This window comes from Curtobacterium poinsettiae, assembly GCF_025677645.1.
GTDB lineage: Bacteria > Actinomycetota > Actinomycetes > Actinomycetales > Microbacteriaceae > Curtobacterium > Curtobacterium poinsettiae_A.
Genome location: NZ_CP106879.1, coordinates 2,406,560 through 2,418,772, shown reverse-complemented (window position 1 = coordinate 2,418,772; position 12,213 = coordinate 2,406,560). Strand labels below are relative to the sequence as shown.

At 69.6% G+C, this 12,213-nt stretch carries 14 protein-coding genes; all 14 read right to left on the bottom strand.

Translation table 11 applies throughout. The features are described from left to right. Nucleotides 1-48: 48 nt before the first annotated feature. The 14 genes from OE229_RS11645 to OE229_RS11580 all read right to left on the bottom strand — a co-directional run bounded on the left by OE229_RS11645 (nt 49) and on the right by OE229_RS11580 (nt 12,196). On the bottom strand, nt 49-396 hold the full coding sequence (locus OE229_RS11645) for a rhodanese-like domain-containing protein (RefSeq protein WP_259577854.1): 348 nt from the start codon (nt 394-396) through the stop codon (nt 49-51). After that, a complete protein-coding gene (gene secF / locus OE229_RS11640; protein WP_259577853.1) occupies nt 396-1,400 on the bottom strand; it encodes a protein translocase subunit SecF in 1,005 nt (334 codons plus the stop codon). Before secF ends, OE229_RS11645 begins: the two co-directional genes overlap by 1 nt. Further along, a complete protein-coding gene (gene secD / locus OE229_RS11635) occupies nt 1,400-3,151 on the bottom strand; it encodes a protein translocase subunit SecD (RefSeq protein ID WP_262138127.1) in 1,752 nt (583 codons plus the stop codon). The genes secF and secD overlap by 1 nt, the downstream gene beginning before the upstream one ends. Before the next feature lie 91 nt (nt 3,152-3,242). After that, a complete protein-coding gene (locus OE229_RS11630; protein WP_051596726.1) occupies nt 3,243-3,644 on the bottom strand; it encodes a preprotein translocase subunit YajC in 402 nt (133 codons plus the stop codon). A 90-nt stretch (nt 3,645-3,734) separates the two neighbouring features. Beyond that, nucleotides 3,735-4,778 (bottom strand): Holliday junction branch migration DNA helicase RuvB, encoded by a 1,044-nt coding sequence (gene ruvB, locus OE229_RS11625; RefSeq protein ID WP_182065012.1) that lies wholly within the window; start codon nt 4,776-4,778, stop codon nt 3,735-3,737. Beyond that, nucleotides 4,775-5,395, bottom strand: a complete 621-nt coding sequence (gene ruvA / locus OE229_RS11620) for a Holliday junction branch migration protein RuvA (RefSeq protein ID WP_209134403.1) — start codon at nt 5,393-5,395, stop codon at nt 4,775-4,777. Before ruvA ends, ruvB begins: the two co-directional genes overlap by 4 nt. Continuing rightward, entirely contained in the window at nt 5,392-6,039 is a 648-nt protein-coding gene (gene ruvC, locus OE229_RS11615; protein ID WP_259577849.1) for a crossover junction endodeoxyribonuclease RuvC, read from the bottom strand. Before ruvC ends, ruvA begins: the two co-directional genes overlap by 4 nt. Before the next feature lie 2 nt (nt 6,040-6,041). Then, nucleotides 6,042-6,809, bottom strand: a complete 768-nt coding sequence (locus OE229_RS11610; protein ID WP_017887357.1) for a YebC/PmpR family DNA-binding transcriptional regulator — start codon at nt 6,807-6,809, stop codon at nt 6,042-6,044. A 119-nt stretch (nt 6,810-6,928) separates the two neighbouring features. Beyond that, nucleotides 6,929-7,525 (bottom strand): pyridoxal 5'-phosphate synthase glutaminase subunit PdxT, encoded by a 597-nt coding sequence (pdxT, locus tag OE229_RS11605; protein WP_247737801.1) that lies wholly within the window; start codon nt 7,523-7,525, stop codon nt 6,929-6,931. After that, complete coding sequence (gene pdxS / locus OE229_RS11600) at nt 7,519-8,439, bottom strand: pyridoxal 5'-phosphate synthase lyase subunit PdxS (RefSeq protein ID WP_259577847.1); 921 nt, start codon at nt 8,437-8,439, stop codon at nt 7,519-7,521. The genes pdxT and pdxS overlap by 7 nt, the downstream gene beginning before the upstream one ends. Before the next feature lie 12 nt (nt 8,440-8,451). Next, the gene (locus OE229_RS11595) at nt 8,452-9,021 is read right to left on the bottom strand and encodes an HIT family protein (RefSeq protein ID WP_262138124.1); all 570 of its coding nucleotides are present in this window, start codon (nt 9,019-9,021) and stop codon (nt 8,452-8,454) included. Continuing rightward, complete coding sequence (thrS, locus tag OE229_RS11590; protein WP_414648651.1) at nt 9,021-11,042, bottom strand: threonine--tRNA ligase; 2,022 nt, start codon at nt 11,040-11,042, stop codon at nt 9,021-9,023. Before thrS ends, OE229_RS11595 begins: the two co-directional genes overlap by 1 nt. Nucleotides 11,043-11,164: 122 nt before the next feature. Further along, on the bottom strand, nt 11,165-11,707 hold the full coding sequence (locus tag OE229_RS11585; RefSeq protein ID WP_017887364.1) for an adenine phosphoribosyltransferase: 543 nt from the start codon (nt 11,705-11,707) through the stop codon (nt 11,165-11,167). Between the two features lie 255 nt (nt 11,708-11,962). Continuing rightward, complete coding sequence (locus tag OE229_RS11580; protein ID WP_209134407.1) at nt 11,963-12,196, bottom strand: hypothetical protein; 234 nt, start codon at nt 12,194-12,196, stop codon at nt 11,963-11,965. Between the last annotated feature and the right edge of the window lie 17 nt (nt 12,197-12,213).

Here is a 12,213-nt window from a genome sequence, read left to right as displayed (position 1 = left end):
TCCGAGAGCTCGATCCGAGCTCGATCCGACAAGACTACGCGTCCCTGGTCAGTGCCCGTGACGCGGTTCGCCCTGGGCGTCGCGTTCCACCGGTGCCCCCGCCTGCTCCCAGGCGAGCATGCCGCCGGAGAGGTTGACTGCCGGGACCCCCGACTGCTCGAGCGCCGCGACGATGCGCGACGAACGGCCGCCCGAGTGGCAGACGACGATGGCCGGCTGGTCGCCACCGTCGATCTCCTGCCAGCGGTCCACGAACTCCGACATCGGCACGAGCGTGGCCTGGGGAGCGTGGACTTCGTCCCACTCCCCCTGCTCGCGGACGTCGAACAGGCGGGCTCCGGCCTCGATGCGGCGCTGGGCCTCGGCGACGTCGATCTCCTGGATCTCGATGGGCATCAGACGTTCGCCTCAGCCGCGTCGACCTCACGCTGGCGCTTCTCGGCCGCCGCGGTCTTCTTGGCGTCCGACTCCTTGATCTTCGGCTCGTTCTCGCGCAGCTGCGCGTACATCGGCGACGCGATGAAGATCGTCGAGTAGGTGCCGACGATGATGCCGATGAACAGCGCGAGCGAGATGTCGCGCAGGGTACCGGCGCCGAGCACGTACGACCCGATGAAGAGGATCGCCGCGACCGGCAGCAGTGCCACGACCGAGGTGTTGATCGATCGGACGAGGGTCTGGTTCACCGCGAGGTTGACCGACTGCTTGAACGTCCGGATCGATTCCTGCGCGGTGTTCTCACGCACCTTGTCGAAGACCACCACGGTGTCGTAGAGCGAGTACCCGAGGATCGTCAGGAACCCGATGACCGCCGCAGGCGTGACCTCGAGCCCGACGATGCCGTACACGCCGGCCGTGATGAGCAGGTCGTGCAGCAGCGCCGCCATCGCGGACAGCGACATCTTCCAGGTGCGGAAGTACAGCGTCATGAAGACCGCGGCGAGGGCGAGGAAGATCACGAGACCACGGATGGCCTGCGCGAGCACGTCGGCACCCCACGTTGCGCCGATGAAGGTCGCGGCGACCTGGCTCTCCGGGACGTCGTAGGCCTTCGCGAGGGCGTCCTGCACCTCGGTCGTCTGCCGGTCGGTGAGCTGCCCGGTCTGGACTCGGATGCCGTGCGTGCCGAGCTGCGAGACGCGCGGGATCGACTCCGGGACGACGTCCTCGACGGTCTCGGTGGCGATGTTCTGGTCGAGCGTCTTGACGTCGGAGATGGTGAACTCCGAGCCGCCGGTGAACTCGATGCCGAGCTGGTACCCGCCTCGGAGCCACGGGGTGACGAGCGAGATCACGATCATCGCGAGGGCGATGAGGTACCAGGTCTTGCGGCGCCCGATGATGTCGTACGACCGCTTCCCCGTGTAGAGGTCGCTGCCGAACTGGCTGAAGCTGGCCATCAGTCGTCCTTCCCGTCCGGCGTCGAGCCGTTGTCGCCGGAGGCCTGCTGGGCCTTCCGCTCCGCGATCGTCTGTCGGCGCTGTGCCTCACCGGCACTGCGCTGGCGCTTGCCGTCCACGACGGGTGCGCGGAACTGCGCGCGCCCCCGGTAGACGGCACCGAGTGCTGCCGGGTCGAGACCACTGAACCGGTGCCCCTCGCCGAAGAACCGGCTGCGGGCGATGAGCTGCATCATCGGGTGGGTGAAGAGCGCGACCACCACGATGTCGATGAGCGTCGTGAGGAGCAGCGTGAACGCGAAGCCCTTCACGTCGGCGACCGCGAGCACGTAGAGCGTGACGGCGGCGAGGAAGTTCACCGCGTCGGACGCCAGGATCGTCCGGAGGGCACGCTTCCAGCCGGACTCGACCGCACTCTCGAGGGCCCGGCCGTCACGGAGTTCGTCGCGGATGCGCTCGAAGTAGACGATGAACGAGTCCGCCGTGATGCCGATCGCGACGATCAGACCCGCCACACCCGCCAAGGACAGGCGGTAGTCGACGCGCCACGACATGATCGCGATCACCAGGTAGGTGAGTACCGCGGCGATCCCGAGCGACAGCACGGTGACGAAGGCCAGTGCCCGGTACTGGATGACCGAGTAGATGATGACCAGGATCAGCCCGATCAGGCCGGCGACGAGCCCACCGATGAGCTGCGCGGTGCCGAGCGTCGCGGAGATGTTCTCGTTCGACTGCACCTGGAAGTTGATCGGCAGCGCACCGTACTTGAGCTGGTCCGCCAGGGTCTTCGACGACTCGGCCGTGAACGAGCCGGTGATCTGCGCCTTGCCGTTCGTGATCGCGGAGTTCGTCGTCGGAGCGGTGATGACCGAACCGTCGAGCACGATCGCGAACTGGTTCTGCGGCTGCTGGAGCGAGACGAGACGGTTCGTGACGGTGCGGAAGTCCTTCGAGCCCTCCCCGTTGAACGTCAGGTTGACGGCCCACTGGCCCGTCGACGTGCCCTGCGAGTCGGTGGCGAGACCCGAGGTGGCGTTGCTGATGTCGGCACCGGAGACCTCGACCGGGCCGAGGATGTACTTCCCCGCGCCGTCCTGGTCGCAGGTGACCAGGGGCTCGTCGTCGGGCGCCGTGGTGACGTCGTCCGGCGCCGCGCAGTTGTAGTTGGTGTACAGGTCCTGCAGCTTCGGCGTGACCCAGTTCAGGTCGCTCGCGTTGGTCGGCTTCGCGCTCGGCGTCGCGGCGAGCGAGGCCGGCGGCGAGTACGGCGTCGGCGATGCGGTGCCCTTGCCGTCGTCACCGACCGCGGAGTTCGTCGCGGCCTCGGTGAAGAGCACCGGGCGGAAGGTCAGCTTGGCGGCCGCCTCGATCCGGTCGATCGTTGCCTTGTCCGGGCGGCCCGGGATCGAGACGACGATGTTGTTCGCACCCTGCGTGTTGATCTCCGACTCGGAGACACCGGTGGCGTCGATGCGCTGGCGGATGATGTTCACCGCCTGCTGCAGCTGCTGCGAGGTGACGGAGTCACCCTCGGTGTTCTGCGCCGCCAGCGTCAGCTGCGTGCCGCCCTGCAGGTCCAGAGCCAGCTCGGGGACCCAGCTCGCGCCCTGGTACCACTTGTCGCTGTCGTCCTTCGAAGAGCCGGCGAGGATCGACGCGGCGGTGTTCAGGCCGGCGAGGATCGCCATCAGGATCACCAACCAGGTGAGCGAGCGCAGCGCCTTCTTGACGGGTGTCGATCGTGCCACCGGTCGTCTCGTCTTTCTGTTCAGGACCGTCGGCACACCGTGCGACGGCAGAGGGAAGCCGCCGGGTCAGACGACCCGGCGGCCGAGGGCGTCAGTCGTCGGACTTGCGCTTCGTGGCGTCGGTCTCGTCGACACGGTCGGTGTCGACCCGCTCGCCGTAGACCGGCTCGCCGTTGAGCTCGGCCACCGGCTTCGGCTCGTCCTCGGTGGTCGTGGTGGTCTCGACGTCGGACGCGTTGTCGTCGACGACGCGCGACAGGGTCTGACGGTGCACGGTGACGATGGTCCCCGGCGCGATCTCGACGTCAGCGGTGACCTTCTCCTCGTTCACGGAGAGGAGCGTGCCGTAGAGGCCGAAGGACAGCATGACCTTGGCGCCCGGGACCATCTTGTCCACGAGTTCGGCCTGCTGCTTCTTGCGCTTGCGGCTGTTGTAGAACATGAAGGCCGCGAACGCCACGACGATGACGATGAGGATGACTTCTTGACCCATGATGCGTTGCCTTCTCTGGTTGCTCGGTTTCGGGCCGTAGCAGTCTAGGGCACGCCGGTGTCCGTGGCATGTCACCCGACTGATCGGCGGTCAGGCGGTGGGTTCCGGGTCGTCGAAGAGCCCCGGCTGCGCCCCGTCGCCCTGCCCCGGGGTGAGGCCGAGGTGTCGCCAGGCCCGCGGTGTCGCGATGCGCCCGCGGGGGGTGCGGGTCACCAGGCCGACACGGACGAGGAACGGTTCGACGACCGATTCGATCGTCTCGGATTCCTCGCCGACGCTGACGGCGAGGGTGTTGAGGCCGACCGGGCCCCCGTCGAACCGGGTCAGCATGGTCTCGACGACGGCTCGGTCGAGCCGGTCGAGGCCGAGCTCGTCGACGTCGTACAGGTCGAGCGCACCCCGGACCGCGGCCATGCCGTCGGTGGTGCGGTGCACGAGGGCGTAGTCGCGCACCCGGCGGAGCAGGCGGTTCGCGATGCGCGGGGTGCCACGGGAGCGTCCGGCGATCTCACGCAGGGCGGTCCGGTCGATGTCGAGTTCGAGCAGGTGAGCCGCACGGATCAGGACCTGCTCGAGCTCGTCCTTCTCGTAGAACTCGAGGTGGGCGGTGAACCCGAAGCGGTCGCGCAGCGGGTTCGGCAGCAGGCCGGCCCGGGTGGTGGCACCGACGAGCGTGAACGGTGCGAGGTCGAGCGGGATGCTCGTGGCACCGGCACCCTTCCCCACCATCACGTCGATGCGGAAGTCCTCCATCGCCAGGTAGAGCATCTCTTCTGCCGAGCGGGCCATGCGGTGGATCTCGTCGATGAACAGCACTTCGCCCGGCACGAGCGACGACAGCACGGCTGCGAGGTCACCGGCGTGCTGGATCGCCGGCCCGCTCGACATGCGCAGCGGTCGCCCGGTCTCGTGCGCGACGATCATCGCGAGCGTGGTCTTGCCGAGGCCGGGAGGACCCGCCATCAGGATGTGGTCGGGCGTGCGCTCCTGCATGCCCGCGGCCTTGAGGAGCAGGTCGAGCTGCCCACGGACCTTGCGCTGCCCGACGAACTCGTCGAGCGAGCGCGGACGGAGCGCACCTTCGAAGGCGAGTTCCTCCTGCGACTCGGCGCCGGCGGACGTGATGCCGCTCACCGGCCGGCTGCCGCGGGTCGCAGGGCGCCGAGGGCGGCGCGGAGCAGGGCCTGGGTGCCCATCGCGGCGGCACCCGGCTCGTTGGCCACGGCGTCGTCGACCGCGGTCCGTGCCGCGTCTTCGCGCCAGCCGAGGCCGATGAGCGCCGAGACGACGTCCACCGCGGCGGGGTGGACTGCGGTTCCACGTGCTGCAGCGACCACAGCGGCCTGCTCGAAGGCCACGAGCTTGCCGGAGAGCGCGACGATGATGAGCTTGGCGGTCTTCGGGCCGATGCCGGAGACCTTGCGGAACGCGCCGTCGTCCTCGTTCGCGACGGCGTTCGCGATCTGTACCGGGTCCATGTGGGCCAGGACGCCCATCGCGGACTTCGGGCCGACGCCGGAGACGCCGCGGAGCAGGTCGAACACCTGCAGCGCGTCGGTCGACTCGAAGCCGAAGAGCAGGTGCTCGTCCTCGCGCACGATCATCGCCGTCCGCACGAACACCTCGGAACCGTGGCGCATCGTCAGCGCGTGCGCAGGGGTCACGGTGACGGCGTACCCGACTCCCCCGACCTCGATCACCACGGCCGAACCGGCGATGTCGATGCAGGTACCCCGGAGACTCGCGATCATGCTCCGAGCCTAGGGCCGCCCACCGACGACGCCGTCCTGCCACGCTGCGGGCGGGCCGCGGCGGCGGCCGCACGGGCCAGCGGCGAGTCGACGGTGCCGCCCTGGGCGTCCCGCCAGGCGCGCTGTGCCGGGGTGAGGTTCGTGGCACGCGAGCCGGCGGCGTCGGGTGATCCGAGCCTCCAGGCATGGCACACGGCCAACGCGAGCGCGTCGGCGGCGTCGGCCGGCTTCGGGGCCTCGTCCAGCCCGAGTACTCGCGCGATCATGGTCTGCACCTGACGCTTGTCGGCGTTGCCGTAGCCAGTGACGGCGGCCTTGACCTCGGACGGGGTGTGCAGCCCGACGGGCAGCCCGCGGGCGGCCGCGGCGTGCAGCGCCAGGCCGGCAGCCTGCGCGGTGCCCATCACGGTGCGGACGTTCGCCTGCGCGAACACCCGCTCGACGGCGACCGCATCCGGGTGGTGCTCGTCGATCTCGGCGGCGATGCCGTCGGCGATCCGGAGCAGCCGCTGCTCGAGCGGCATGTCCGGTGGGGTGCGCACGACCGTCACGTGGACGAGTCGTGCGCGCCGGTTCGGTGCGACCTCGACGACGCCGACGCCGCACCGGGTGAGCCCGGGGTCCACCCCGAGCACACGGAGCACGGCTACTCGCCCTCGTCCTCGTCGAGCTCGGCCTGGACGTCCGCGGGGATGTCGAAGTTCGAGTAGACGTTCTGCACGTCGTCCGAGTCCTCGAGCGCGTCGATCAGGCGGAACACCTTGCGGGCGGTCTCGGCGTCGACCGGGACCTTGAGGCCGGGGACGAACTCGGCGTCGGCGGAGTCGTAGTCGATGCCGGCGTCCTGCAGTGCGGTGCGGGCGGCGACCAGGTCGCTCGCCTCGGTGATGATCTCGAAGCCGCCGCCCTGGTCGATGACGTCCTCGACGCCGGCGTCCAGCACCGCGGTCATCACGGTGTCCTCGTCGAGGCCGTCGGTCTTCGTGACCGAGATGACGCCCTTGCGCGAGAAGTTGTAGGCGACGCTGCCCGGGTCGGCCATGGTGCCGCCGTTGCGCGACATCGCGGTCCGGACCTCGGCCGCGGCACGGTTCTTGTTGTCCGTGAGGCACTCGATGAGCATCGCGACGCCGTTGGGGCCGTAGCCCTCGTACATGATCGTCGTGTACTCGATGGTCTCGCCCGTGAGACCTGCACCGCGCTTGACCGCGCGGTCGATGTTGTCGTTGGGGACCGAGGTCTTCTTCGCCTTCTGCACGGCGTCGACCAGGGTCGGGTTGCCGGACATGTCGGCACCGCCCATCTTCGCGGCGACCTCGATGTTCTTGATCAGCTTGGCGAACGACTTGGCACGGCGCTGGTCGATGACCGCCTTCTTGTGCTTGGTCGTTGCCCACTTGGAATGCCCGGACACGGTTCTCCTTGCGTCTTGCGGAAAGTCCCGCTCAGTTTAGCGGCCCTGTGGGCCGAACACCGGCCTGGAGGCGCGGCGCGGCTCCCGTCCCGCCGGTGCGGCGGGTGGATGGTCACGCCTCAGGCGCTGCGCACCAGGTCCAGGAAGCGCCGGTGGAAGCGGTCCTCGCCCGCGACCTCCGGGTGGAACGCACTCGCGATGACGTTGCCCTGTTGCACCGCCACCACCTGGCCGTCCGGCAGGGCACCGAGCACGTGCACGTCGTCGCCGTGCTGCTCGACCACCGGTGCGCGGATGAAGACCGCGTGTACCGGCGCATCGCCGAGGTCGGGCATCGGGATGTCGGTCTCGAACGAGTCGTTCTGTGCGCCGAACGCGTTGCGCCGCACGGTGGTGTCGAGCACGTCGAGCGTCTGCTGCCCCGGGATCCCGGCGGCGATCCGCGACGACAGCATGATCATGCCGGCACACGTGCCGTACGTCGGCAGTCCCCCGCGGATCGCCTCGGACAGCGGCGCGGCGACGCCGAACGCGCGGGACAGCTTGTCCATCACGCTCGACTCGCCGCCGGGGATCACGACGCCGTCGATCGACGCGATCTCCTCCGGTCGACGGAGCGGCACCACGTCGGCGCCGAGCTCGGTCAGCGACGCGATGTGCTCACGGAAGTCGCCCTGCAGCGCGAGGACCCCGATCCGGGGCCGAGCACTCACCAGCCGCGCTCGGCGAGGCGGTGCGGCGCGGGGACGTCGGCGACGTTGATGCCGACCATCGCCTCGCCCAGCCCACGGGACACCTCGGCGATGACCTTCGGGTCGTCGTGGAAGGTGACGGCCTTGACGATCGCCGCGGCACGCTTGGCCGGGTCGCCGGACTTGAAGATGCCGGACCCGACGAACACGCCGTCGGCACCGAGCTGCATCATCATCGCGGCGTCGGCCGGGGTGGCGACACCACCGGCGGTGAAGAGCACGACGGGGAGCTTGCCGGTGCGGGCGACCTCCTGCACGACGTCGATCGGGGCCTGGAGCTCCTTCGCGGCGACGTAGAGCTCGTCGTCACGCAGGTTGCGCAGCGCCGCGATCTCCTTGCTGATCGTGCGGATGTGCTTCGTGGCCTCGGACACGTCACCCGTGCCGGCCTCGCCCTTGGAACGGATCATGGCCGCGCCCTCGGTGATGCGACGGAGTGCCTCGCCCAGGTTGGTGGCACCGCAGACGAAGGGGGTGGTGAACTTCCACTTGTCGATGTGGTTGACGTAGTCGGCCGGCGACAGGACCTCGGACTCGTCGATGTAGTCGACGCCGAGCTCCTGCAGGACCTGGGCCTCGACGAAGTGACCGATGCGGGCCTTCGCCATGACCGGGATCGACACGGCGGCGATGATCTCCTCGATCATCGACGGGTCGGACATGCGGGCCACGCCGCCCTGGGCGCGGATGTCGGCGGGGACGCGCTCGAGGGCCATGACGGCGGTCGCGCCGGCCTCTTCCGCGATGCGGGCCTGCTCTGCGTCGACGACGTCCATGATGACGCCGCCCTTGAGCATCTCCGCGAGTCCGCGCTTGACGCGGTCGGAGCCGGTGATCGAGGTGCCGGGGGTGCTCGGGGTGCTGCTGCTGTCGCTCATGATGCCGACAGTCTAGTGCTGTGCGGGCCAGCCCTCGGCGACGAGTCGGCGGGTCTCGCCGAGCATCTGCGACATCGACTTCGTCCGGGCGATGATCGGGAAGAAGTTCGCGTCGGACGCCCACCGCGGCACGATGTGCTGGTGCAGGTGCGCGGCGATGCCCGCTCCGGCGACCTCGCCCTGGTTCATGCCGATGTTGAAGCCGTCGCAGTGGGACACCTGCCGGAGCACGCGCATCGCGGTCTGCGTGAGCTCGCCCATCTCGCGCAGCTCGTCCGGGGTCGCCTCGTCGTAGAGCGGGACGTGCCGGTACGGGCAGACGAGCAGGTGGCCGTTGTTGTACGGGAACAGGTTGAGTAGGACGTAGGCGTGCTCGCCGCGCGCGACGATGAGGGCGTCCTCGTCGGTCTTGTGCGGCGCCTCGCAGAACGGGCAGTCGTCGCGGTGGCCGCGGCCCTCGCCCTCGCGGCCGGCGTCGATGTACGCCATCCGGTGCGGGTTCCACAGACGCTGGAAGGCATCCGGGACGGCCGCCGCGGTGGCGGCGTCCCGGATGACCAGCGGGTCCTGCTCGTCGGGCATCAGACCTGTGCGCGCTCGCGGATCGCGGTGAGGATGCGGTCCACGGCCTCGTCGACGGGCACCGCGTTGTCCTGGCGGCCGTCACGGAAGCGGAAGCTGACGGCACCGGCGTCACGGTCGTCGCCACCGGCGATGAGCTGGAACGGCACCTTCGCCTTGGTGTGGGTGCGGATCTTCTTCTGCATGCGGTCGTCCGAGTGGTCGACCTCGGCGCGGACGCCGTGGGCGCGGAGCTTCGCGATGACCTCGTCGAGGTAGTCGCCGTACTCGGCCGCAACCGGGATGCCGACGACCTGGACGGGTGACAGCCACGCCGGGAACGCGCCCGCGTAGTGCTCGGTGAGGACCCCGAAGAAGCGCTCGATCGAGCCGAACAGCGCGCGGTGGATCATCACCGGACGCTGGCGGGAGCCGTCGGCCGCGGTGTAGTCGATGCCGAAGCGCTCGGGCAGGTTGAAGTCGAGCTGCACGGTCGACATCTGCCAGGTGCGACCGATGGCGTCGCGGGCCTGGACCGAGATCTTCGGGCCGTAGAACGCCGCACCGGCGGGGTCCGGCACGAGCTCGAGGCCAGACTCCTCGGCGACCTGACGCAGGGTCTCCGTCGCGACGTCCCAGACCTCGTCGTCGCCGACGTACTTCTCCGGGTCCTTCGTCGACAGCTCGAGGTAGAAGTCGTCGAGGCCGTAGTCGCGCAGGAGCGAGAGCACGAACGCGAGGGTCGTGGTGAGCTCCTCCTTCATCTTCTCCTGCGTGGTGAAGATGTGCGCGTCGTCCTGGGTCAGGCCGCGCACCCGGGTCAGCCCGTGGATCACGCCGGACTTCTCGTTGCGGTACACCGTGCCGAACTCGAACATCCGGAGCGGCAGGTCGCGGTAGGAGCGGGGCTGCGACCGGTACGCCAGGATGTGCATCGGGCAGTTCATCGGCTTGAGGTAGTAGTCGGCACCCTGCCGCGTGACGTTGCCGTCCTCGTCCCTCGCCTCGTCCATGTGCATGGCCGGGAACATGCCGTCCTTGTACCAGCCGAGGTGCCCGGAGGTCTCGAACAGGTCGCCCTTGGTGATGTGGGGCGTGTAGACGAACGAGTAGCCGTTCTCCTCGTGCCGACGGCGCGAGTAGTCCTCCATCTCGCGGCGGATGATGCCGCCCTTCGGGTGGAAGATCGCCAGGCCGGAACCGATCTCGTCGGGGAACGAGAACAGGTCGAGTTCGGCGCCGAGCTTGCGGTGGTCGCGCTTGGCGGCTTCCTCGAGGCGCACGAGGTACGCCTTGAGCTGGTCCTTGTCGGGCCAGGCGGTGCCGTAGATGCGCTGCAGCTGCGGGTTCTTCTCGGAGCCGCGCCAGTACGCAGCGGCGACGCGCATGAGCTTGGCGGCGTTGCCGATCCAGCGGGTGTGCGGGACGTGCGGGCCGCGGCAGAGGTCCTGCCAGAGCACCTCGCCCGACTTCGGGTCGACGTTCTCGTAGACGGTGAGCTCGCCGGCACCGACTTCGACGCTCTCGCCGGAGTCGCCGTCGGACGCCGCACCCTTGAGGCCGATGAGTTCCTGCTTGTAGGGCTCCCCCGCCATCAGCTCGCGCGCCTGCTCGTCGGTGACGACCACGCGTCGGAAGCGCTGGGCCTGCTTGACGATGCGGTCCATGCCCTTCTCGATCGCCTTGAGGTCTTCGGGGGTGAAGGGCTCGGCGACGTCGAAGTCGTAGTAGAAGCCGTCGGTGACGGGCGGACCGATGCCGAGCTTCGCGTCCGGGTTGATCTGCTGCACGGCCTGGGCCAGCACGTGGGCGGCCGAGTGCCGGAGGATGTCGAGCCCATCCTGTTCCTGCAGGGTGACGGCCTCGGCGGTCTCGCCGGCCTGCACGTCGGCCGCGAGGTCCTTGAGGACACCGTCGACGCGGATCGCGACGACGCCGCGCTCACCGTCGAAGAGCTCGGTGCCGGTCGTGGTCGTCGTCGCGGTCCGGGGCTCGGGTGCCTGGGGAAGCTCGGCGGGCGCGGGTGCGACTGACTCGGTCACGATGATGGGACTCCTCGATCGAAATGGTGCGTCAAGACTAGTGCGAGACGTGCTCGCGCGCGGACGCCGGGACGCGCCTGTGGAGAGAACGGATGCGGCCCCGACCGCGCAGTTGCCCGCGATCAGGCCGGGACGGCGCCGAGCGTCGCGACGGGCAGGCGCGGCTCGAGGCGCTCACGACCGTTCAGGCCGTCGAGCTCGAGCAGGGCGGCGAACCCGATGGCCTGGTACCCGGCCCGTTCGAGCAGGGTGATGGTCGCCGCGCCGGTCCCGCCGGTGGCCAGGACGTCGTCGACGACGAGCACCCGCGTGCCGGCGGGCAGCTGGCCGGGGCGCAGTTCGAGTTCGGCCTCGCCGTACTCGAGCGCGTACTGCTCGCTGAGGACCTCGCCGGGGAGCTTGCCTGCCTTGCGCACGGTGAGCACGCCGACCTGGTGCTGGGCGGCGATGCCCCCGGCCAGTGCGAAGCCCCGGGCCTCGATGCCGGCGACGGCGTCGAACCCGGCCCCGACCGCGAACGGTGCCGCGAGTGCTTCGCACACGCGGCCGAACGCGACGGCGTCGGAGAACACCGGCGTCACGTCACGGAAGAGCACCCCCGGCTTCGGGAAGTCCGGCACGAGGGCGGTGAGTCGTTCGACGAGTGCAGCAGCGGTTTCGGTCACCCACCAACGGTACGGGAGGCCCGGGGTGCGTCCGGACGCCCCGCACGGTGCGAGGGTGGTCTCCTCGTGCGGGGTCGACCGTTCGCTGCACCGTGCGGGTTCCATCGGACGGTCCGCCGAAGGCGGCTCGGTGCGAGGTCGTTTCCTCGCACCGAGCCGTTCAGTCCGCACGGGCTCCGGAACGACGCACTGTGCGTGCTTGGCGCCGGCGCCGGCGTGACGCCGACGACAGTGCCGGCGACGCAGCGCCGCGGGTCAGCGCCACATCCGCATGGCGGCGCCCTGGGTGATCCAGTCGGCCTCGCGCTGCCGGCGTTCGCGCTCGAGGCGAGCCAGCGTGGCGAGGTCGACCTCGGCCCGCTCATTGCGGGTGCGACGGCTCCAGATGATGAGCGACATCCCGACTCGGAGTGCGATGCGGTCGGCGAGTGAGACCCGGCGGCGCACCGCGCGGGTATCGGGTGGACGGGTGGTGGTCTTCGTGGACACGGTGTTCCCCTTCAGGG